This is a genomic window from Hyphobacterium sp., assembly GCF_043584775.1.
Classification (GTDB): Bacteria; Pseudomonadota; Alphaproteobacteria; order Caulobacterales; family Maricaulaceae; genus Hyphobacterium.
Genome location: NZ_CP121327.1, coordinates 1,788,221 through 1,808,904, shown reverse-complemented (window position 1 = coordinate 1,808,904; position 20,684 = coordinate 1,788,221). Strand labels below are relative to the sequence as shown.

The 20,684-nt window shown below is 59.7% G+C and carries 25 protein-coding genes and 1 tRNA gene; 4 read left to right on the top strand and 22 right to left on the bottom strand.

Annotated features, from left to right (window positions below; translation table 11 throughout):
* Positions 1 to 3: 3 nt before the first annotated feature.
* Together maiA and P0D52_RS09045 are read right to left on the bottom strand one after the other, a co-directional pair.
* The gene (gene maiA, locus P0D52_RS09050; protein ID WP_394692334.1) at positions 4 to 657 is read right to left on the bottom strand and encodes a maleylacetoacetate isomerase; all 654 of its coding nucleotides are present in this window, start codon (positions 655 to 657) and stop codon (positions 4 to 6) included.
* A gap of 3 nt (positions 658 to 660) precedes the next feature.
* On the bottom strand, positions 661 to 1,311 hold the full coding sequence (locus P0D52_RS09045) for a fumarylacetoacetate hydrolase family protein (protein WP_394692333.1): 651 nt from the start codon (positions 1,309 to 1,311) through the stop codon (positions 661 to 663).
* A 145-nt stretch (positions 1,312 to 1,456) separates the two neighbouring features.
* Between P0D52_RS09045 and hppD the strand changes: the two genes are divergently transcribed.
* Together hppD and P0D52_RS09035 are read left to right on the top strand one after the other, a co-directional pair.
* A complete protein-coding gene (gene hppD, locus P0D52_RS09040; protein ID WP_394692332.1) occupies positions 1,457 to 2,503 on the top strand; it encodes a 4-hydroxyphenylpyruvate dioxygenase in 1,047 nt (348 codons plus the stop codon).
* 7 nt (positions 2,504 to 2,510) lie between these two features.
* Positions 2,511 to 2,966: a MarR family winged helix-turn-helix transcriptional regulator gene (locus tag P0D52_RS09035; RefSeq protein ID WP_394692331.1), complete on the top strand. Its 456-nt coding sequence runs from the start codon at positions 2,511 to 2,513 to the stop codon at positions 2,964 to 2,966.
* A gap of 70 nt (positions 2,967 to 3,036) precedes the next feature.
* Here P0D52_RS09035 and P0D52_RS09030 read toward each other — a convergent pair whose 3' ends face one another.
* From P0D52_RS09030 to P0D52_RS08990, 9 genes are all read right to left on the bottom strand, one after another.
* Entirely contained in the window at positions 3,037 to 3,489 is a 453-nt protein-coding gene (locus P0D52_RS09030) for a MaoC family dehydratase (RefSeq protein ID WP_394692330.1), read from the bottom strand.
* A gap of 9 nt (positions 3,490 to 3,498) precedes the next feature.
* Positions 3,499 to 4,410, bottom strand: coding sequence for a branched-chain amino acid transaminase (locus P0D52_RS09025; RefSeq protein ID WP_394692329.1), 912 nt, complete (start codon positions 4,408 to 4,410; stop codon positions 3,499 to 3,501).
* 98 nt (positions 4,411 to 4,508) lie between these two features.
* Positions 4,509 to 5,459, bottom strand: coding sequence for a DUF6694 family lipoprotein (locus tag P0D52_RS09020; RefSeq protein WP_394692328.1), 951 nt, complete (start codon positions 5,457 to 5,459; stop codon positions 4,509 to 4,511).
* Positions 5,419 to 6,596, bottom strand: a protein-coding gene (locus P0D52_RS09015; RefSeq protein ID WP_394692203.1) for an IS3 family transposase whose coding sequence is annotated in 2 segments (ribosomal slippage) — positions 5,419 to 6,344 and positions 6,344 to 6,596 — 1,179 coding nt in all. Because the reading frame shifts where the segments join, the coding sequence is not laid out codon by codon here. The genes P0D52_RS09020 and P0D52_RS09015 overlap by 41 nt, the downstream gene beginning before the upstream one ends.
* A gap of 164 nt (positions 6,597 to 6,760) precedes the next feature.
* The gene (gene ppa, locus P0D52_RS09010) at positions 6,761 to 7,288 is read right to left on the bottom strand and encodes an inorganic diphosphatase (RefSeq protein WP_394692327.1); all 528 of its coding nucleotides are present in this window, start codon (positions 7,286 to 7,288) and stop codon (positions 6,761 to 6,763) included.
* Between the two features lie 49 nt (positions 7,289 to 7,337).
* Entirely contained in the window at positions 7,338 to 7,790 is a 453-nt protein-coding gene (locus P0D52_RS09005; RefSeq protein WP_394692326.1) for a choice-of-anchor V domain-containing protein, read from the bottom strand.
* Entirely contained in the window at positions 7,787 to 8,809 is a 1,023-nt protein-coding gene (locus P0D52_RS09000; RefSeq protein WP_394692325.1) for a lyase, read from the bottom strand. The genes P0D52_RS09005 and P0D52_RS09000 overlap by 4 nt, the downstream gene beginning before the upstream one ends.
* A tRNA-Lys gene (locus P0D52_RS08995) sits at positions 8,807 to 8,879 on the bottom strand. The genes P0D52_RS09000 and P0D52_RS08995 overlap by 3 nt, the downstream gene beginning before the upstream one ends.
* A gap of 97 nt (positions 8,880 to 8,976) precedes the next feature.
* Complete coding sequence (locus P0D52_RS08990) at positions 8,977 to 9,249, bottom strand: chorismate mutase (RefSeq protein ID WP_394694781.1); 273 nt, start codon at positions 9,247 to 9,249, stop codon at positions 8,977 to 8,979.
* Positions 9,250 to 9,412: 163 nt separating this feature from the next.
* On the opposite strand from P0D52_RS08990, the gene P0D52_RS08985 reads away from it, so the two are divergent.
* Complete coding sequence (locus P0D52_RS08985; protein WP_394692324.1) at positions 9,413 to 10,027, top strand: glutathione S-transferase family protein; 615 nt, start codon at positions 9,413 to 9,415, stop codon at positions 10,025 to 10,027.
* Here P0D52_RS08985 and P0D52_RS08980 read toward each other — a convergent pair.
* From P0D52_RS08980 to P0D52_RS08940, 9 genes are all read right to left on the bottom strand, one after another.
* Complete coding sequence (locus P0D52_RS08980; RefSeq protein ID WP_394692323.1) at positions 10,024 to 11,199, bottom strand: VWA domain-containing protein; 1,176 nt, start codon at positions 11,197 to 11,199, stop codon at positions 10,024 to 10,026. The two genes, P0D52_RS08985 and P0D52_RS08980, sit on opposite strands and share 4 nt — an antisense overlap.
* Positions 11,200 to 11,239: 40 nt before the next feature.
* Positions 11,240 to 11,989 (bottom strand): hypothetical protein, encoded by a 750-nt coding sequence (locus tag P0D52_RS08975; RefSeq protein WP_394692322.1) that lies wholly within the window; start codon positions 11,987 to 11,989, stop codon positions 11,240 to 11,242.
* A gap of 51 nt (positions 11,990 to 12,040) precedes the next feature.
* A complete protein-coding gene (locus P0D52_RS08970; RefSeq protein ID WP_394692321.1) occupies positions 12,041 to 12,613 on the bottom strand; it encodes a hypothetical protein in 573 nt (190 codons plus the stop codon).
* Positions 12,614 to 12,644: 31 nt separating this feature from the next.
* Positions 12,645 to 14,042, bottom strand: coding sequence for a tetratricopeptide repeat protein (locus P0D52_RS08965; RefSeq protein ID WP_394692320.1), 1,398 nt, complete (start codon positions 14,040 to 14,042; stop codon positions 12,645 to 12,647).
* Between the two features lie 105 nt (positions 14,043 to 14,147).
* Entirely contained in the window at positions 14,148 to 14,510 is a 363-nt protein-coding gene (locus P0D52_RS08960; protein ID WP_394692319.1) for a VOC family protein, read from the bottom strand.
* A gap of 73 nt (positions 14,511 to 14,583) precedes the next feature.
* Positions 14,584 to 15,720 carry a DUF3422 family protein gene (locus P0D52_RS08955; RefSeq protein WP_394694780.1) on the bottom strand — a complete coding sequence of 379 codons (1,137 nt, stop codon included), beginning with the start codon at positions 15,718 to 15,720 and terminating at the stop codon, positions 14,584 to 14,586.
* Positions 15,717 to 16,829, bottom strand: a complete 1,113-nt coding sequence (locus P0D52_RS08950) for a hypothetical protein (protein ID WP_394692318.1) — start codon at positions 16,827 to 16,829, stop codon at positions 15,717 to 15,719. The genes P0D52_RS08955 and P0D52_RS08950 overlap by 4 nt, the downstream gene beginning before the upstream one ends.
* Before the next feature lie 89 nt (positions 16,830 to 16,918).
* Positions 16,919 to 17,551, bottom strand: a complete 633-nt coding sequence (locus P0D52_RS08945; RefSeq protein WP_394692317.1) for a CatB-related O-acetyltransferase — start codon at positions 17,549 to 17,551, stop codon at positions 16,919 to 16,921.
* A 242-nt stretch (positions 17,552 to 17,793) separates the two neighbouring features.
* Complete coding sequence (locus P0D52_RS08940; RefSeq protein WP_394692316.1) at positions 17,794 to 18,024, bottom strand: YdcH family protein; 231 nt, start codon at positions 18,022 to 18,024, stop codon at positions 17,794 to 17,796.
* Between the two features lie 123 nt (positions 18,025 to 18,147).
* Between P0D52_RS08940 and P0D52_RS08935 the strand changes: the two genes are divergently transcribed.
* Positions 18,148 to 19,062 carry a LysR substrate-binding domain-containing protein gene (locus P0D52_RS08935; protein ID WP_394692315.1) on the top strand — a complete coding sequence of 305 codons (915 nt, stop codon included), beginning with the start codon at positions 18,148 to 18,150 and terminating at the stop codon, positions 19,060 to 19,062.
* Here the strand turns inward: P0D52_RS08935 and P0D52_RS08930 are convergent.
* Positions 19,059 to 19,964, bottom strand: coding sequence for an AAA family ATPase (locus tag P0D52_RS08930; RefSeq protein ID WP_394692314.1), 906 nt, complete (start codon positions 19,962 to 19,964; stop codon positions 19,059 to 19,061). The two genes, P0D52_RS08935 and P0D52_RS08930, sit on opposite strands and share 4 nt — an antisense overlap.
* A 99-nt stretch (positions 19,965 to 20,063) precedes the next feature.
* Positions 20,064 to 20,669 (bottom strand): DUF3299 domain-containing protein, encoded by a 606-nt coding sequence (locus P0D52_RS08925; RefSeq protein WP_394692313.1) that lies wholly within the window; start codon positions 20,667 to 20,669, stop codon positions 20,064 to 20,066.
* Positions 20,670 to 20,684: the final 15 nt, after the last annotated feature.

The window sequence follows — 20,684 nt, the reverse complement described above, 5'->3', positions numbered from 1 at the left end:
CTTTTAGTGCCCGTCTTCAGGGGCGTCGGGCTGGTTTTCCGGCTTCGCCGCCTCGAAGGCGGGGTGGGCGCGCGCAGCTTCATCCGCCGCAACCAGACGTGGGAAAGCCACCAGATCCACGCCAAAGCGCCGCGCATTATACATTTGCGGCACCAGATAGATGTCGGCGAGGGTGGGCTGTGCGCCCCAGAGATAGGGGCCGCCGCGGTCATCCGCTGCGACCATCGCCTCAAGCGCTGTAAAACCGTCCTTTATCCAGCGCTGGGCCCAGGCCGACACGCCATCCCCATCCTGTTCGTGCTCTGTCCGGATAAATTGCAGGACGCGGAGATTCTGCAGCGGATGGATGTCGCAGCCAATAACCGCCGCATAAGCCCGGATGCGGGCGCGATCGACCGGTGAACCGGGCAGGAGAGGGGGCTCGGGATGAGTCTCGTCGAGATATTCCAGCAGAGCCGGCGACTGGATCAGTTGTACATTGTCGATATCCAGAAGCGGCACCAGCCCTTGCGGGTTGAGGCGCTTGTAGTCGGCCTGGCGTTGTTCCCCGTCCTTCAGATTGACCGGCACCTGATCAAAGGCAATGCCCTTCAGATTGAGCGCAATGCGCAAGCGGTAGGACGTGCCGGACCGCCAGTATCCATGCAGTGTCGTCATCAGTTACGCCTTTCGGTCAGTCATGTGGAAGGATAGCGGGGGCAGGCCCGCAATCTCGGCTGAGACCTTGTCGCCGGGCAGAAGGGGCCCCACGCCGGACGGGGTTCCGGTAAACACCAGATCGCCGGGGCCAAGGGCAAAATACTTGCCGATCAGGGCGAGCAGTTCAGGCAGTTTGCGATTCATCTGGCCCAGATCGCCATCCTGTTTGACAACGCCATTGACGCTGAGCCGGATAGGCCCGCTTTCGGGCGGCGGCCCCAGCCGAAGCGCACCCATCACCGCGCCCTGATCAAAAGCCTTGCCGATTTCCCAGGGTCCTCCCCGCTTCTTGGCCATGCCCTGCAGGTCGCGGCGGGTGAGGTCAATGCCGATACCCGCCGCTATGACGCCATCCGGACCAATGGCCGCGACCATCTCCACTTCATGGTGCAGGTCGGTCGTGACCGGCGGATAGGCCACATCCGGGCCGAGGGTCAGCGCGCTGGCCGGTTTCATGAAAATGACCGGCTCAACAGACGTATCCGTGCCGCCCATCTCGCGGATATGCTCGGCATAATTCTGTCCGATGCAGAAAATCCGGTTCACCGGAAAGGCGTCCGTCCCCTCTACCGGGACAGTCACAGGCGGGACGGGCGCAAAAAGATAACTCATGGACACCCGCATACCGCCCCTTGAAGTTTGCGTCGAGCCGACAATTTAGTTGCAAATGTAACTAAATTCCGTCATGAGGGGGCAAGTTTTCGAGGTGCGGGCGATCCGCCCCCTCGCTGTCCGCCGACATCAAAGGAGCAAGGCCATGGCTGATCTGTTTGAAAATCCGATGGGAACCGACGGGTTCGAATTTGTGGAATACACCGGTCCGGATACCGAGGCGCTGGAAAAGCTCTTCCGGTCGCTGGGTTTTGCGGCGGTCTCAAAGCACAAGACCAAGGATATCACCCGTTTCAAACAGGGCGATATCAACTTCATCCTGAACCGTGAGAAGACCGGTCAGGCAGCCGAGTTCGCCAAGATCCACGGCCAGTCCGCCAATGCGATGGCCTTCCGCGTCAAGGATGCGAAATTTGCGTTCGAAGAAGCCCTGAAGCGCGGCGCCGAACCGTTCGGCGACGGCGTCTGGACCGACGAGATCCCGGCCATCAAGGGCATTGGCGGCTCGGTCCTCTATCTCGTTGACCAGTATGGCGATAAGGGCGACATCTATGGCGATTTCGAACCGACCGGCGAGGTCGACAATGGCGGCGTTGGCCTCGAAATCCTCGACCACCTGACCCACAATGTCGATCAGGGCCAGATGGCCGTCTGGGCACATTTCTACGAACGCGTCTTCAATTTCCGCGAAATCCGCTATTTCGACATCAAGGGCAAGAAGACCGGCCTGTTCTCGAAAGCGATGACCGGCCCGTGTGGCAAGCTTCGGATTCCGTTGAACGAGAGCCAGGACGACAAGTCCCAGATCGCGGAATTCCTCAATGAATATAATGGTGAAGGTATCCAGCACATCGCGCTGACCACGCCGGACATCTACAAGACCGTGGATACACTGCGCGCAAATGGCGTCATCTTCCAGGATACGCCGGACACGTATTACGAACTGATCGATGCCCGCGTTCCGGGCCATGGCGAACCGGTCGAGGAACTGGCCAAGCGCCGCATTCTGCTCGATGGCGATGTCGAGAACGAACAAGGCCTGCTCTTGCAGATTTTCACCCAGACCGTGATCGGTCCGGTCTTCTTCGAGATCATCCAGCGCAAGGGCAATGAAGGCTTCGGCGAGGGTAATTTCAAAGCCCTGTTCGAATCCATCGAGCTGGACCAGGAACGCCGCGGCGTTCTGGCTTAATCGATCCATGCCAAAGGACGCCGCACTCCGGCTTGAGGCCTATCTGCCTTACCGCCTGTCTGTGGCGTCCAATCGCGCCAGCCGCTGGGTGGCGCGCTCCTATGAAGCGAAATTCGGCCTGTCCATCTGGCAATGGCGCGTGATTGCCGTGCTGGGTGGGGCCGACCGTCTGACCGCGCAGGAGCTCACCGCCGCGACCGCCATGGACAAGGTCAATGTCTCTCGCGCCGTGCGGGCGCTGATCGAGCGCGGCCTGGTGAACCGGCAAAAGCATCAGAGCGATGGCCGCTCTGCCCTGCTTGAACTCACCTCCGCCGGGCGCAGCGTCTATGACGAGGTGGCCCCGGTCGCCCTGCGCCATGAGGCGGATTTGCTCGACGGATTCTCGCGCGCCGAGATCGAGCAGCTCAATGAGTTGCTGGTCCGGCTGGAACAGCGGGCCGAGGCATTGGCAGGGGACTAGGCCGGAACGACAGAACGGACCGAACGCGTTTCCCCTCCCCCTGTGGGGGGCGGGGAAGTGGTCCGGAAACCTAACCCGGCAGAATAAACAGCGTCAGCCAGTGCGCGCGGATGGCGGGCTGTTCCTGGCCCTCGACCTCCACCGTCACATCCCAATGGCTGAGCCACTGGCCCGGCTTGCGCTCTTCCACTTTCGACAGCTTGAAATGCGCGCGGATGCGCTTGCCCACCGGCACGGGCGCGGAAAACCGCACCTTGTCGAAGCCATAATTCATCGGAATGGCATTGGGTGGCATGGGCGGCAGGCAGGTTTCGCCCAGATGCGACAGCATGGACAGCGTGAAATAGCCATGCGCAATCGTGCCGCCAAAGGGCGTTTCCGCCTTGGTGCGCTCGACATCCACATGGATGAAATTGTGGTCAACGGTAAGGTCGGCAAACTGGTTCACGCGGTCCTGATTCATTTCGAACCAGTCGGAGACGAAGGTCTGGCCAGCTAGAGAGAGATAGTCCTGAACGGTCATGATGTAATCCTATACGTGGCGCAGCCAGTTGCGCGTATCTTTTGTCTTTCCGGAAAACAGGCCGAAAAACGCGTCCTGAACGGACTTGGTGATCGGGTAGTCACCCGTCCCGACATCGAGCCCATCCACTTTCTTGATCGGTGTGACTTCGGCGGCCGTGCCGGTGAAGAAGGCTTCGTCCGCTGTGTAGAGGGCTTCGCGCGGCAGGGCCTGCTCCTGCACGCCATGGCCCATATCCGCCAATAGCTTGATGACAGTATCGCGGGTAATGCCCTTAAGAATGGAGGCCGCTCCCGGCGGGGTGCGGATGACGCCGTCCTCGATGATGAACAGGTTTTCGCCCGAGCCTTCTGACAGAAGGCCGTCCGTGCCCAAGCCAATGCCTTCGGCGACGCCGCGATCCTTGGCCTCATAGCCGATCAGCATGGAGGAGAGGTAATTGCCGCCCGCCTTCATGCCCGGCGGGATGGTGTTGGGTGCCAGCCGGTTCCAGCTGGATACGGCGACATCGACGCCATTCTCCAAAGCATCCGCGCCCAGATACGTGCCCCAGGGAAAGGCCGCGATCATCAGATGGATCGGCATGTCGCGCGCGGTCACGCCCACCGAGCCCGCTCCGCGAAACGCCAGCGGCCGGATATAGCCCGCCGTCAGCTTGTTATCGCGCACGGCGGCGCAGCAGGCCTCGCAGACGGTCTCGAAATCATAGGGAATTTCGATGCGATACATGCGCGCGGAGCGATACAGCCGCTTGATATGGTCTTCCAGCCGGAAGATGGCCGGGCCGTCCGGCGTGTCATAGACGCGAATACCCTCGAAGACGGACGAGCCATAATGCAGGGCATGACTCATCACATGCACCGTGCAGTCTTCCCAGCGGCGCATCTCGCCATCCATCCAGATAAAGTCGGCTTTTTTCAACGCATTTCCTCCTGATGAATGGTGTTCACCGGAAGAGATACGACAATTTGTCTAAAAGTCGAAGGGGGCACATTGCTGTCGACTTTATAGAGCTGATATCAATCGGCCAGTCTGGCTTCGACGACGAAAATTTCACTCTCAATCTCTGCTATGACGGATTCAATTCGGGCAATTCTCTCTTGCTGCGAAGCGATGCGAGCTTCCATGCGTTCCTCTTCGGTCTCATCGCCAAAAAGGTAGTTATTCATGGGCCCGACCAGTCGCTCGCCATCGGGCCCCTCAATATCAAAAAGGGTTAATTCGAGGATGTGATCGTCGCTATCGGCCAACTCGCGAAGCCCCCACTCGCCAAACCGATTTGGCGCTAGGCGAAGGTCATCGGATTCGCCAGGTTCGAGACCACCTCTAATGACGTAACTCACGTTTTCGTCGATCCATGGGATGCTTCGGCCCGGCGTTTGCACCACACCGTGTAAGAAAATTCGACCGATTGCGATCTCAGAATTATTTTCTATCCGGAATGCGATAACGGGCTCTTCGCTATAACGTTGCCGCTGCCAGAAATACTCCGCATTCGAGATGACGATATCATTGAGTATTTCTTCCGCCGCCGATAAACGAAGCTGATATGCTTCTAGCTCAGCTTGCTGTTCACGAAACATGTCTTGAGCATCATTCAGCGCGATCCGCTGTCTCTCCAATCTGGAGTTAAGATTAAGCAACCGCATTTCATCGGCGAAGCGGATAACCTCTTCTGCCGTCATGCCGTCGATAGCGCTTCCAAGCGTTTCATTCTCGGATGGAAGATTGAAAATCAGGTAAGCGATAGCCGAACTGAATTCTTCAGAGCGCGTTTCGCTAAGCGAATTTGTAACGCTTTCAAGGCTCTGGCTCAGAGTTTCATCGTCGCGACCGTCAATAACGGGTTGGCTGCATGCCGCCAGAAAAATGGAGAATAACCCTATTAAAGCTAAGCTGCTGACCCAGCCCCCTGATCCGGGCTGATCGTTAGTAGAGTCTGTTCGCCTTTCTTTCTGGTTTTGGTTCAAGGTTCAAGGCCCGGTGAGCGGAGCCCATGCGTAGCTCAGGCGAACCGGGCCGGTGTTTGCGGGTTTGCTGGGCGTAGATGACCGGGGCCAGCCCTCCCAGCGAGGTGTGGGGCCGGCAGGTATTGTAGTCGATCCGCCAAGCCTCGATCAGGGTTCGCGCTTCGGAGAGTGACGAGAACAGGTGCTCGTTCAGGCACTCGTCCCGCAGGCGGCCATTGAAGCTCTCCACGAAGCCATTCTGCTGGGGCTTTCCCGGGGCGATGTAATGCCATTCGACACCGCGCTCTTTCTGCCAGCGTAGGATGGCGTGGCTTGTCAGCTCCGTGCCATTGTCCGAGACGATCATGGCCGGCTTGCCGCGCCGGGCGATGATCCGGTCCAGTTCCCGGCCCACGCGCACGCCCGAGAGCGAGGTGTCGACCGTGATCGCCAGTGCTTCACGGGTGAAGTCGTCCACCACGCACAGGGTGCGGAAGCGACGCCCGTCGGTAAGCGCATCCGCCACGAAGTCCAGGCTCCAGCGCTGGTTGGCGCCGCTCGGCAGCAGCATGGGACGGCGCGTTCCCGTGGCCCGCTTGCGGCCCCGGCGTCGGCGTACCGCCAGACCTTCCTCGCGGTAGATACGGTAAAGCTTCTTGTGGTTCGCATTCAGCCCCTCCCGGGCCAGAAGAATGCCCAGACGGCGATAGCCGAAGCGGCGACGTTCGCCAGCCAGGTCGCGCAACCGCTCACGTAGACGCTCATCGCCCGCATCGCGCTTGCGATACTGGAAGGTCGAGCGGTCCAGCCGGACCAACCGGCACGCCCGACGCTCGCTCAGCCCGTGCGCCTCCACCAGGTGACGCGCGGCCCGCCGCTTCACATCGGGCGTTAGAAGTTTTTTGAGGCGAGATCCTTCAGCGCCGCATTGTCCAGCATCTGCTCGGCCAGTAACCGCTTCAGCTTGGCATTCTCTGCTTCCAGCGTCCGTAGACGCTGAGCATCCGACACCGTCATGCCGCCGAACTTGGCCTTGTACTTGTAAAAGGTCGCGTCCGAGATGCCGTACTTGCGGCATAGCTCCTTCGTCGTGACACCCGCTTCGTGCTCGCGGAGCATCCCGATAATCTGTTCTTCCGAATAACGGCTCTTGCGCATCGTCCATCCTCTTCTCGATGGACTCTACCATCCCGTGGCCGGAATTCAGGGGGCTGGGTCACTGCGCATATCGCCCCCCCCTCACTCTGAGTGGGTAGATTGACCGCTGCAACACTCGAACGCAAGCACGTTGCCTACGATATTATGGCTTGGCCGCCAATCGGCTAGCCATTCCCCGCCTTGATCGCTTTCGTGATCAGGGCCCGCGCCGTGTCCGCGCCTTCCCAGCCCTGAACCTTCACCCATTTATTGGGCTCGAGATCCTTGTAGTGCTCAAAGAAGTGCGTGATGCGCGCCAGCTGGGCCGGCAACAGGTCGGAATAGTCGTTCACATCGTCATAATAGGGCGTCAGCTTGTGGTGCGGCGCGGCGAGGATTTTCTCATCCAGCCCGCTTTCATCTTCCATCAGCAGAACGCCGATCGGGCGCGCGCGCACGACGCAGCCGGGCATCAGCGTGGTCGAGCCGAGGAGCAGGACGTCAATCGGGTCCCCATCATCCGACAGTGTGTGCGGGATGAAGCCGTAATTGCACGGATAGCGCATCGGCGTGTGCAGGAAGCGGTCGACGATGACGGCGCCGGAGGCCTTGTCCATCTCGTACTTGATCGGATCGCCGCCGAGCGGCACTTCCACGATCATGTTGAAATCTTCAGGCGGGTTTTCACCGATGGAGATGGCGTCGATATTCATGATTTCGGTCCTGCATTCCGGGGAGGCGGGGCATAACCGCACAGGCCCGTCAGGGCAAGCTTTCAAACTCACGCAAATGGATGGTGTCGCCAAACTCCGACATGTCATCATTGGCGTCATTCACGGCCAGCCAGAAACGAACCGGCTCTGACGCCTCGTCCGCGATCCAGACAATGGGCCAGTCGCCTGCGGCACGCGTTGAACGCACGGCGTGGTCGCGCGCCTCGGTTGACGCATCAACGCTTGCGAAATAACCGGCACTGGCGACCAGCTGAAAGCCGTTGGCCGCCCCCGCATCGGACAGGCGAACGCTGATCTCGTATCGCGCCCCCGGCTCGAATTGTGCGGGCAGACCGTCCAGCGACAGGCGCGGAGAATCGGTTTCCGGCGCGCCATCCCAGTGGCAGCTAGAGCATGTGCCGGTATCCGGCGCGCCGGCATGGCCCCAGGGCGCGCCATCCGGATAGCCGGTGCTCGCCAGAATCAGCGCGAGCCAGATCACTCCTGCGGCATCACCACGGCGCGGCCAATCGTATTGGTATCGGCCCCGAACCATATCTCGCCTGTGGGCTCATAAAACTGCATGTGCCGGATCGTGCCGCCGCCCGAGGGCACATAGGTTTGCGAAAAGAAGGTTTCGCTGGCGGGATCAAAGCCGACGAAATTGTTGATCTCCGGCCCGGTCTCGACAAACCAGATGCGGTTTTGCGCATCGACCGCCATCGCATAGGGACGGCTCTCTGCGCCGTTTGGCGCGGGCCATTCTTCCACCCCGCCAGAGGCCGGATCGAACGCGCCGACATAGCCTTCCGCGTAATCCACATACCAGACATAGCCATTGTCCGTAATGCCGATACGGCGCGGCCGGGCACCGTCACGTGGCAGGGTGATTTCGGTGATCTGCAGCGTGTCCGGATTGATGGCGGCAATCTTGTTGGTGCCAAGCAGCACGACCCAGACCATGCCATTGGCCCCGATCTCGATGCCATAGGGCCGCGCACCTTCGGTCGGCACATCAATGATATCGACCTCATAGGTGGAGACATTCAACCGCCCGATACGGTTCGCGCCCTGCGCGGTAAACCACAGATATTGCCCGCCCTGATCCATGATCAGCGTGTGCGGGTCGCGCGGAATGCCATTGGGCATTTCAATCCGCATGAACTGGTTGGTCGCCGGCGAATAGCGGCCGATATAGGCATCGCGATTGCCGGCAATCCAGATATTGCCCTCGGCATCGACGATCTGGTTGTGCGGTCCGGTGCCTTCGGGCAGATCCAGCTTGCCGATCTCGCCGGTCGCCGGTTCCAGCCAGCCGAGATAATCGCCGCGCTGACCCACAAACCAGACGCGCTCGCCATCGGCGGTGAAGGGGTCGCGCGGGCGCGTATCTTCATAGGGCACCCACCATTCGTCGATCCGCACATCATCGCCGTCAAGTTGACCTGCATTGGTAAAATCTTGAGATGTGGCAGGCGCGGCCGTCAACAAAAAGGCGAAGGGCAAAAGAGCAGAGCGCATCTCCTCAAGGACTCGAACCTTGAACCCGCTGATTAAGAGTCAGCTGCTCTGCCAATTGAGCTAAGGAGGGCCGAAGATGCCCCGCAAGCCGCATGGCCGCTTATGGTGATCGAAGTGCGCCGCGCGGCCGATGCCGCCTTTGCCGAAATCGACAATGTTCTGGCGGCCTAAACCCGCGTCTTGTCCCAGACGGTAAATTCGTAGGCGATCGAGGCTTCTACCAGCGTTTCCCAGACCGGTTCGACAATGGCGCGTGGCACGCCGGCGGCGTCAGCGGCCCGGCCGACTTTCGTGAGCACATCCTGCTTGCGATCCTCGTCACGCACCGCGCCGCGATCCGGCTTGATCCGCGCGGCGGCCTCCATATAGCCGGTGCGGATTGCGATCAGCCGCACCAGCTCGCGATCTATCGCATCCACGCCCTCGCGGACCTCCGGCATGGTCTGACAGTCTTCGGGCGCTTTTACGTTAGGCAAGGTCACAATCTTGTTGCTCGCATTTGATCTGCTGTCCCTTCTATGTCGTTCGCACCCACGCGCCAAGTCAGTGGTGTGCGGCACGGGGCCGCGCTAGGCTGGGAAAACGAGATCAGGAGATTCGGGCATGTCGAACATTACGCTTTATGGTTCCTCCACCAGCGGCAATTGCCTGAAGACGCGCTGGATCGCGGACCTGATGGGCGTCGCTTATGATTGGCGCGAGATGGATGTTTTCGCGGGTGACACGCGAACCGAGGACTTCCTCGCGATCAATCCGGCGGGCCAGGTGCCCTGCATGGTGCGCGAGGATGGGCGCATCCTCGCCCAGTCGAACGCCATCATGCTCTATCTGGCCGAAGGCTCGGCCCTCATTCCCGAAGATCCGTTTGACCGCGCCAAGATGATGGAATGGATGTTCTGGGAGCAATATTCGCACGAGCCGGCGATCGCTGTGCGCCGCGCGCAGTTGAAATTCATGAATATGCCGGAAGCCGACATCGACCCGATGCTGATGCAGAAGGGCCGCCGCGCACTCGGCGTGATGGAATTACGCCTGATGGCGCGCGATTTCATTGTCGGAGAACAATTCACGCTCGCGGATGTTGCGCTCGTCGCCTATACGCGCGTCGCCCATGAAGGTGGATTCGATCTGGCGGATTTCCCGGCGGTGCGCTCCTGGGTCCACCGGGTGGAGCGGGAACTGGGGCTGGAACCGGCAGAATACGAAACCGTCGCCTAGCGCCCCAGCTCCTTCATCGCATTGTCGACGCCTTCCAGCGTTAGCGGGAACATGCGGTGCGGGCCGATAATGTCCTGCACCAGCCGGATGGAATAGGCGTGCTGCCACCATTTTTCCGGCTCGGGGTTGAGCCAGACGAGGTCGGTGTATTGTTCCACCAGCCGGTTGAGCCAGACCCCGCCGGCTTCCTCGTTCCAGTGCTCGACCGAGCCGCCGGGATGGGTGATTTCATAGGGTGCCATGGAAGCGTCACCGACGATAACGATCTTCCAGTCGCGGCCGTATTTGTGCAGCAGATCCATCGTCGGAATCGTCTCCGACCGGCGGCGATAATTGGATTTCCACACGCCTTCATAGATGCAGTTGTGGAAGTAATAATACTCCAGATTCTTGAAGGTCGAACGCGCCGCCGAGAACAATTCCTCGCAGGATTTCACATACGGATCCATCGAGCCGCCGACATCAAACAGCACCAGAACCTTGATCGCATTGCGCCGTTCCGGGCGCATCTTCACGTCCAGCCAGCCCTGCCGCGCCGTGGCATCAATCGTATGGTCGAGGTCAAATTCCTCGCGCGCACTATCGCGCGAGAATTTCCGCAAACGCCGCAGCGCGACCTTCAGATTGCGCGTGCCCAGTTCGCGCTCACCATCGAGATCTTTATAACGCCGCTGCTCCCAGACTTTCGCGCCCTTCTTGTGGGTGGACTTGCCGCCAATGCGCACGCCGGCCGGATTATAGCCGCCATGACCATAAGGCGAGGTGCCGCCCGTTCCGATCCATTTCGAGCCGCCCTCATGGCGCTCTTCCTGTTCTTCCAGCCGCTTCTTCAGCGTTTCCATCAACTCCTCGAAAGAGAGGGCTTCCAGCGCCTCCATCTCTTCCGGCGTCAGAAGCTTTTCCATGGCCTGGCGAAGCCATTCAGCCGGAATGTCCTCGGTTTCAAAGAGGATGGAGAGCGCTTCCACACCCTTGAAGACATGGCCGAAGACGGCATCGAACTTGTCGTAATTGCGCTCATCCTTCACTAGCGCGGCCCGGCTGACCGAATAGAAATGGTCGATCTCGGGGCGCACCGCGCCCTTATCCAGCGCTTCCAGCAGCGTCAGGTATTCCCGCGTGGTGACGGGAATTTTCGCGGCGCGCAGATGGGTGAAGAATTGATGCAGCATGGACATAAAGCTAGCGCGCCGAACGGGTCAGGGCAAAGGCCTAGTCTTCAAACAGCTGCGAGGCATCAATCACGGTATCGCCGTCCTCATCAATTCTGGCGCCGGATATATGCGGCAGCTCGCCGGACTCAATCCGCTGGACATGTTCGAGAAAGGCGTCTGGCGAGGGCGGACCATTGAACAAGCCGAAAATGCGGACCTGATCGGGCTGGTGCAGGGCCAGCACAAAGGGAACGCCGCTGCTGCGCTGCCCGGTCAGGTTTCGCTCGATATTGCGGATGTCCGGCTGCGCCGTCGCCGCGATGAAATTGGCGTCGCCGAATACGGTCCGCCAGACATAACGGGTGGGTTCCCCACTCCGGTCAACTTCGGCATACGCCACCTGATAACTGTCAGGGCGATGCGCGATGAGACAGTCGAGACGGCGATCATCCGGTCCGAAGCCACCGATCTGATGCGGCATCATCGATGCGATAAACGCCGTGTTCGCAAAGCCGGTCCGGTCATAGGCATCCCGCAGCTGACGCCGCCCGGACAAGCCCGCGCAATCCTGCAAATGCTCGGCTGAATCGTCCATCGATGCGAATGCCTCGGCGAGAACTGTGGCCGCAGCCGCGTCGCTGAGCCCAGTGCCCATAAGCGTGAACTCCCAGTCGAACCGGAGCGCTTGCCAGAGATGTATCGACACGCCGTCAATCACACCCTGCCGGAACAGCACGCTGTGATCTCCCCACGAAAGGGGCTGTTCTGCCGACAGGCCAGCGCGTGCGGCGACGGGAATTCGGTCCATGAACGGGCCGGAGGCCTCCGGTAAATACCGGACGTAAATCGAGATTTCCGGTCAAGAACCGGCCGCTGCGCGATAGAGACAATAACTGTCGGTTCCCGCCAGCTCATTTGAATGGCGGAGTGCGAAAGGCAGGCCGTCGATCTCTCGCGGGCATTGAAAGCCCGAAAGGCGGTGGCGAAATCCCCGTCTGTCCTCATTCCAGATCAGTGCCAGCCGTCCGGCGCTGAGAGACCGGATTTCCGCTTCCAGTTGTTGATGGCGATCCATGGCGCCCTGTTGACGCGCGGCTTCTGCCTGACGTTCCAGAAAGGGACGAAGCAGGTCGGGCTGACCACCGAGCTCTTCACGCACCAGCTGCGCACCGGCAAAGGCCTGATTTTCGGCGTCCAGCCAGCGGCCCGCCGCCATGGCGATATTCATGGCCAGATCGTAAGCGCGCAGACGTTCCTCATCCGTGTCGGCAATGTCCAGCAAGCCGGTTGCGGCGTCATAGCCTGCGGCAAGGTCGCCATCCTCTGCGATGAAAATGGCGTGGTTGATCGCATCGATATAGTCGTCGCTGATCTGGGCGAGCGCTGGGCTGGCGCCCAGAAGGCCGGCAATCAGGAGAAGGACAATCCGCATTCGTTTCGCGCTCCGGGAAAGAGGGTGAGGATCAATTGTCGCTCAACAGGTCGCTGCCATCGGTATGCAGGACGATATTCCTCCCGTCTTCACCGACTTCGACGCTGGAAATGATTTGCACTTCGCCCTGGTCGATACTGGCTGTTAGCCGCAGGAATTCCTCCGCTGAGGGTGGCCCGTCATAAACCCCGACAATGTGCGCCCCCGCCGGGTCCACGAAATAGCCGATGAACTCCGCTGAATCCCAGTCGCCGATTTCGCCCATGAAGTCGCCGCTTGGAATGGCGCGCACGGCCAGTCCGCGTCCGGTCGTCGATTCGGCATGAAGGCCGGCCACGCGGCCGCTGGAATCGGTTTCGAACCAGGCCGTGGATTCATCGCCCATCGGCGTACCTTCGATGAAACAGCGCAGGCGCGCCGGCGGCGCGAAGCCGCGATCGGCAGCGGCTGAAATGATCATCGCCGACCGCATTGCCGTTTCGAAACCGGTTTGCGGTGTGGTCGCCGTCAGCGTGGTCCGGCCGGTCTCGCAGGCGGCCAGATGATCCGCCATGGCGGCTGTATTGGCGAAGGTCTGTTCAGCCGCCGCCTGAAAATCGGCGCGCGTGCCATTGCCGAAATGCGTCATGCGCAACTTGATGCTCCAGTCCCCGATCTGCGATGTCCAGACACCGGTCTCCCGGTCCGCGTCCGTCAGAATGGCAAACCGCACCGGCAGTCCGGCCATCTCGGTTTCGCCGTCCTCGGTCACCCGCGCGGTCGGAAATACCTGTGCCAGTGGCGCGCGGGCATCCCGGTAGGTCTGGTCGTAATCGCTTCCCGGCGCGCGATAGACATGCATGGTGACAACAATATCCGGCCGTTCGCGGAATATGTATTTGCAACCGACATCCCGCCCGTCGAGTTCGAAGCTGAGCGGCTCGTAGAGGATGCCGAATTCAGTTGTCTGTGGACACTCATAGCCGGACAGCAAGTGTTGCATGCCGTCCTCGCCGATCAGCCATTGCCGCTCCAGCTCGGTTGCATTCAACAACTGGATTTCCTGCAAAAGGTCATACCAGCGGTCCCGATTGCCCTGCCGCAGGGCGGAATAGCTCTCGATTTGCAAAAGGCGTTCGAGGAATTCGACCGAACCGGGTGAGACGGCCTGCAGCCGCTCGAACGCGGCGCGGGCGAGACCTTCGCTTTCCACAAAGCGTTCCTGATCCAACGTGATTTCCGCCATCAGATAGAGCGAGCGGATTTCCTCTTCATCGGTATCCGCGAGCGCCATGGCCCGCTCGGCGGCTTCATAGGCAGCCTGTGGGTCGCCAGCAGAAAAAGCCCGATCCGCTTCGCGCAATTCGGCGGCGACATCCTCGCTCATATTCTGCGCATATGCCGTCGATGCCAGCCCCGCAACCAATGCAATCAATAGAGCAATCCGCATAACTCTCCCCTTTGTTGACGCTCAGTTCAGCACAACCACGCGTATCAGGCGAGCAGATTCAGGCAAAAGTATGCGGGCAAGGATTGCCGGCGGCCCGTCAGGGGATCAGTTCCGTTCCAGATCCGCACCAAAGGTCGCCAGCACGCCAAAGGGATCCAGCACGGCGAACTCGCGATAGCCCCAGGGCTTGGTATCGATATCGCCATTGGGGTGGACGCATCCGGCTGCTTTCGCCATGGCGTGAAACCCGTCCACATCCTCGACATCGATGCGGCAGGACGTCCACTCGCAGACCTCCTTCCTGTCGGTGAAGAAATAGTAGAATTCAAACCCGTCGCGCTGCACACCGCCGAACTTGCCGTCCTCATACAGCCAGGTTTTGCAGCCGAAAGCCTCTTCCCAGAATTTCAGACTGACCTTCACATCCAGCGATGGCAGGACGGGCCGCGTCGCCAGGATTTTTGTCATGGTGGATTCCCGATTGTCTATGCAGACCAACAGGACTGTCGGACTCCTGTTGTTGAACCGTGGTACAGAGGCGTTAGTCGGACTCTTGGTTGATCTGCCTGAACTTGTCTTTGATAGCCTTTATTTCCTGCGTTCGCGCCTTTTTGCTTTTCCAGCGCAGCCAGTAAGCAAAGGCCCCGGCAGCAAAAATCAGGAAGGTTATAAAAAAGTGGAGGTCCAGGAAGGCTGGAAGGTTGAATTGTCCTTCGGGGAGATCGCCCGACCCACTCCACGATACATTCGGGATCGATTTTATCAGGATGTCTCGTAAGACCCAGGCCGAACCGGCAAAGGCCAGGAGTTCGCCAACAGCTTGAATTTCAGACGTGATCTCATTCTGAATCTGGTTCATTCTTGAGACGTGCGAATTGATTTCGTGGAGCCCTTTCGATTCCTCCAGAACATCCTTTGTTGTCTGGAACAACTCGCCAAGATTCTGCTGAAGCTTCCGCAAGTCTCCGACACCATCATCGAGGCTGGTCGTGTGAAGAGCCAGCCGCGCGCTTAAAATCCGGCCATCTATCCGGCGCCGAGTTTCCTGGAGTGTATTGATCTGATCGAGGGTGGCGGCCAGCGACAGAAAACTCGAGCGCATGCGCGAGTAGATGAATTCATCGTAAGTCTGCCAGCCTTCAAACCGGACGGTCCTGAGCTGCTTGATGAAGTCCTCAAGCAGTTTGTAGTAGAATTTTGACCGGGTCGCCCTTTGGCGAATCCAGCCTAGCTTGTTGGGAGAAAGGTTATCCAGCTCCCGATCGAGTTCCTTGAGCTGGTCCGTCGAGCTCAAGGTCCCGTCGCCGGTTTCATTCATTAGGCTATTTTCGAGATCATCATACTGTTCGGCAAACCGCGAGATCTGTTTGCCGGCAACCCGGAGCTCCTGAAACTGACGCAATCCGATGACGCGCATTTCGCCGCAATAGAGGATATGCCGCAGAAGCCGCCCCAATTGCCCGCGTGACGGGCCACCATAAATGATAAAAAACCGGACCTGTTTATGGGGATAAGGCTCGCCGCCTTTGATTGTATGTGCGCCGAGATCCGAGCCATAGACCGCCAGACCGTCCAGCAGCCCTGACAGGACGGAATTGCCGGCACGGAGTTGTTCGGTATGGGGAAAGCCGTCATTCAGGCCGAAAAAGCGACCGAACAGGTGTCGGTGCCGGTTCACATGACTTCGCAGTCTTTGAAGGACCAGATTATGGGGCCCCTCCTGATCCAGTTGCCGATTATCGGATTCGCCATAGGGGCTCTCTGGAATTTCGCTGATGACGCTGAAATCGGCATCGCCGGACCGGTGGGCGTGGTTTTCGTCCTCGGGCGAGAATGGACGGTGCATAGTGGCATCATGCTGCTTTTCCGGCATGGCCGAGCGGATAACAAAGCTACGAAAATTCGCGCTGTGCAGACCGAGCGTTGCATCTTGAAATGCTTTCTCACCGGCTCCGGTACCAGGAGTCTTTGATAGAAAACATCCCAGAAGCCCTCATAGAGCGTATCCAGACGCTTGTCTGCGTCTTCAAATGGCGGCTCGTCCTCTCCGTTTCCGTAGCCACCATGATCGCGTCGATTAAGCACCGTCAGGATTTGAGCGGCCCGTTCGAGCGCGCACTCTTCTGAAAATTCGGGGCCCCCAAAATTTCTTTGCAAAAGCGGATAGGCGCGAACGGTAACTGTGTGATATTCGGCATGAATATCCACAATGATCTCAAAGCGGATATCATCGACCCGCCCGGACGCCGCTAGCGTGCGGTTGATGTACAGGCAATTGGGTGGAGACGTGTCCCGGCCGCTGGGTTCACCGAGACTATCTTGGCGACGAATTCTCTCACTTTCCTTACACATGCGCAGATTGTTCGTGAAGACGGGTCTGTAGCGGTCAAAACGCTCCGTCGTCCCGCCACTGGAAAAAGCCTCTATCCGCGAAAACAACTGGTTGACGGACGCCCCAACCAGCGAGCGCGCATCCGGCAGATCGATCTCATGACCTCGCCTGTCACCGGATGTCGAGGATTTCGACCTTTCCGGCCAGCGAAAAAGACTGTTTTGCTGGGTAGAAAACCCGAGTGATTTGAGCGCCTTTGGCGTCTCTGTCTTGCGCTTGTCTTCCGGTATGTCGCGGAGCTCTTTCCCTAGTTGGGCAAGGAAATGCCGGGCGTCATCAGCATGCCAGATGACGTGATGATCAATCAGCGCTGGCGTGTTCAACAGATGCGTCTGTCGCCTGTGCGGCATGTCAAACGCGGCTTCATCATGTTCGGATTTTAGAATTGACTCCAAGGAACACCACCTCCCCCAGCACGTGCCTATACCTAAGATAGCGAGGGCGGCACGAGTAGATCAAGGCGAGCCTGCCGTTCCGGGCCGACTTATCGAGGCACGTGTTGTTCAAGCGCCACCACATCCTGCTGCATCAGCGCGTTGGACGCCGCGGCAATTTTCTCCACCGGCCAGTCCCACCAGGCGAGCGCCAGCATCCGCTCGATATCGGCCTCGGGCAGGCGGTATTTCACGACCTTGGCCGGATTGCCGGCGACGATGGCATAGGGTGGCACATCGGAGGCGACGACCGCCTTGGTGGCGATGATCGCGCCATGGCCGACGGTGACGCCGGGCAGGATCGTCGCATCCCAGCCAATCCAGACATCATGGCCGATGCTGATCCCGCCCTTGTTGGGCCAGGCACCGGGATCGGGCGCGCCAAACGCTTCGCCGAAGATCGGGAAGGGGAAGGTGGAGAGCCGGTCGGCAAAATGATTGCCGCCATTGAGAACAAAGCTGGCCCCGTGCGCGATGGAGCAGAACTTGCCGATGGTCAGCTGGTCCTCGATGAAATCGAAGGCGTATTTGATGTTGTCCGAGAACGCTTCCGGATCATCAAAGGAGTGGAAGTAGGAATACTCCCCGGCGGACGCCTTGGGATGGTCCTTCAACAAAGGTTTCAGGAAAACGATGGAGGGCGCGGCCTCGACGGGCCGCAGGAGGTCAGGAGAAAGGGGCATGAAAAGCCTCGCAAGCTGTCAGTCTGTCAGAATGTCTGGCGCTTGCGGGTCGCCCCGGAAGCGCGATCTAGCCGCGCTGAAACATGTCACTCTCCGTTTGTATGAGGATTTTAGACAAGCCGGTCGCGAAAAGCAAAAAGGGCCGCAAAGCACAAGGGACAGGGGAGTGCTTTGCGGCCCGGCAGACCCCGACATCTTGGGGGAGGCGCGGGGGCTTTGAACTGGGCGGTATTTGCGAGGGTTCAGACGCCCAGTCCGGGGTATTCAAGGCCGCTATTGCGGCGGCGACGGCGGCGGCGGAGACGGTCCTCAGAACTGTCCCTGGCGAGCTGGAGCTCGTCTTTGACCTCCAGCTTCATCTTCTTCAGCGTCGCGATATCCAGGCTGTCGGGGAGGGGGCGCGACTGTTCTTCTGACAGTTTTTTCTCCAGCTCCGAATGGCGGGATTTCAGCGCGTTAAGACGGCCAATCATTGTTTTGTTTCCTTTGCGGTTTTCAAGTCTGTTTCAATCGACACGGCGAATATCGGCCCAATCACTGCATCAATCAAATCGAATTAAATTTGACATTGGATCGAAAAAACCGAATTAAAGATCATGGCCCAACCGACCCTGAAGCAACTCGCCGCACTGATCGCCATTGCCGACACCGGCATGTTCCGGACGGCGTCGGAAAAGCTGAATGTCAGCCAACCGGCGCTGAGCGAACAGATCACCCAGCTGGAATATCGCCTGGGCGCGCGTCTGCTGGAACGTGACCGGCGCGGTGCGCGCCTGACCCCGGTGGGTGAATTGATCGCCGCCCGGGCCCGCCGCATTCTTGCCGACGTCTCCGAGCTGGATGCCGTGGTGCGCTCCAGCGCAGAAAATCTCGGCGGCCTGATCCGCATGGGTGGGCTGCCGACGCTCGGCCCCTATCTGATGCCCTATGTCGTACCGGTGCTCCATGCGCGTTTTCCGGGCCTTCGGCTCTATGTACGGGAAGCCTCGGGGCACGCACTCGAAGAGGGCATCCAGTCCGGCCAGTTTGATGTGGCGCTGACGGCGCAACCAACCGCCGGCGGGCGCACTCGGGTCATGCCACTCTTTGATGAAGCCCTGATGCTGGGCCTCGCGCACGAGGACGACCTGCTACAGCAGGAACGGGTCGGCGCGGCGGCATTGAAGGGGCGCGATATTCTCACGCTTGAAGACGGTCACCGCCTGACCGAGCAGGTCAAGGAGATCGCCCGGCAATCCGGCGCCAACATCCTGGAGGATTATCAGGGCACCAGTCTCGACGGTCTTCGTCAGATGGTGGGGATGGGCATGGGCGTTGCCATCTTCCCGCACCTCTATGAGCGCAGTGAAATCCGCAATGATCGCGCCGTGATCGCCCGCCCGCTGAAGAGCGCAGAAGCCGTCCGCCAGGTCTGCCTGATCTGGCGCAAGGGCAGCCCGCGTGAAAAGGACTTTGAAACGCTGGGCACTCTTATTGCTGCACGGGCAGAGGAATTACTCGCGGAAGACTAGACCGCCCGTGGGCCGGACGGCCCCGACGGTCCGCTCGGGCCTGAAGGCCCACTCGGCCCGCGCTGCTGACGGCGATGCATGAAGGCCAGTTTTTCAAACAGCATCACGTCCTGCTCATTCTTGAGCAGAGCCCCATGAAGCGGCGGGATCAGCTTGTTCGGGTCTTTTTCGGTCAGCAGGTCCGGGTCGATATCCTCAACCAGCAGGAGTTTCAGCCAGTCGAGCAATTCGGACGTTGAGGGCTTCTTCTTCAGGCCCGGCACATCGCGGATTTCAAAGAAGGTCTTGAGCGCTTCCGACAACAGCCGGCTTTTTAGATCCGGAAAGTGGACCTGCACGATCTCACGCATCGTCGCCTCGTCCGGGAAAGCGATATAGTGGAAGAAACAGCGGCGCAAAAAGGCGTCCGGCAATTCCTTCTCATTATTCGAGGTGATGATGACGATGGGCCGCTTGTCCGCCTTGATGGTCTCGCCGGTCTCGTAGACATGGAATTCCATCCGGTCGAGCTCCAGGAGGAGGTCGTTGGGAAACTCGATATCCGCCTTGTCGATCTCGTCGATCAGGAGCACCGGGCGCTCCTCGGCGGTAAACGCCTCCCACAGCTTGCCCTTCTTGATATAGTTGGAAATATCGTTGAAGCGCTCATCGCCCAGCTGGCTGTCGCGCAGGCGGGAGACGGCGTCGTATTCATAGAGCCCCTGCTGGGCCTTGGTCGTGGACTTCACATGCCATTCGATCAGCTTTGCGCCGGTGGATTGCGCCACTTGCCGGGCCAGCTCGGTCTTGCCCGTGCCGGGTTCACCCTTCACCAGAAGCGGCCGCTCCAGCGCAATGGCGGCATTGACCGCTGCCTGCAATTCACCGTCTGCGACGTATTCGTCTGTGCCTTCAAACCGCATGAAATCCCGCTCCCTGTGTCTGCGCTGAAAGCATAGGGCGGTGAATGTGCGGGTAAAGCCGCCGGTGCCGTTGACGTCTACGGCAATCTGTCAGCAGGGTCAGTAAGGCTCGTGGGATTGCAGAACCAGCGTATAGGCCGCATCGCCCATGCCGTTCTGATTACGCTCGGCGAGCAATTCGCCCACCACCCACACAGGGTCCCACATGCTTTCGATCAATACGGGTTCTTCCGTCGTCACATAGACAATCTGATTGGGCGGCGGCGGCGGTGTGTGCACGCAGGCACCGAAATAGGGCACCAGCAGAAACTCGTTCACCGTACCGCCGACATCATAATGCAGGGGCAGGATGAATCCCGGCATGCGGATGGTCCGGCCAATCAGGCCCGCCTCGGTATTGAACGTGCCGATCTGTGGCATCTGGCCGCCGAAATGGCTCATGCCCATGATCGAGTCAGCGGCCCGGTACAACTCCTCGATCCGCTGCATCTCGCCGTCCGGCAGCAGATGGTCCCAGTTGATTGTGGTGATGCCGTTCTCGTCCGGTTCGGGCAAATCATCGCGCGGCGGTATCGGCTGGGCGGCGTGCGGCGCACCATCATCCTGCTTCAGCAGCGACACGGACAGGGCCGGCTTCGCCAGAGCCGTGGCGGGAAGGGCCAGAACCAGGGTTCCGGCAAAGGCGGCGCGCAGAAGAGATTTCATGACCCGGACAACTCC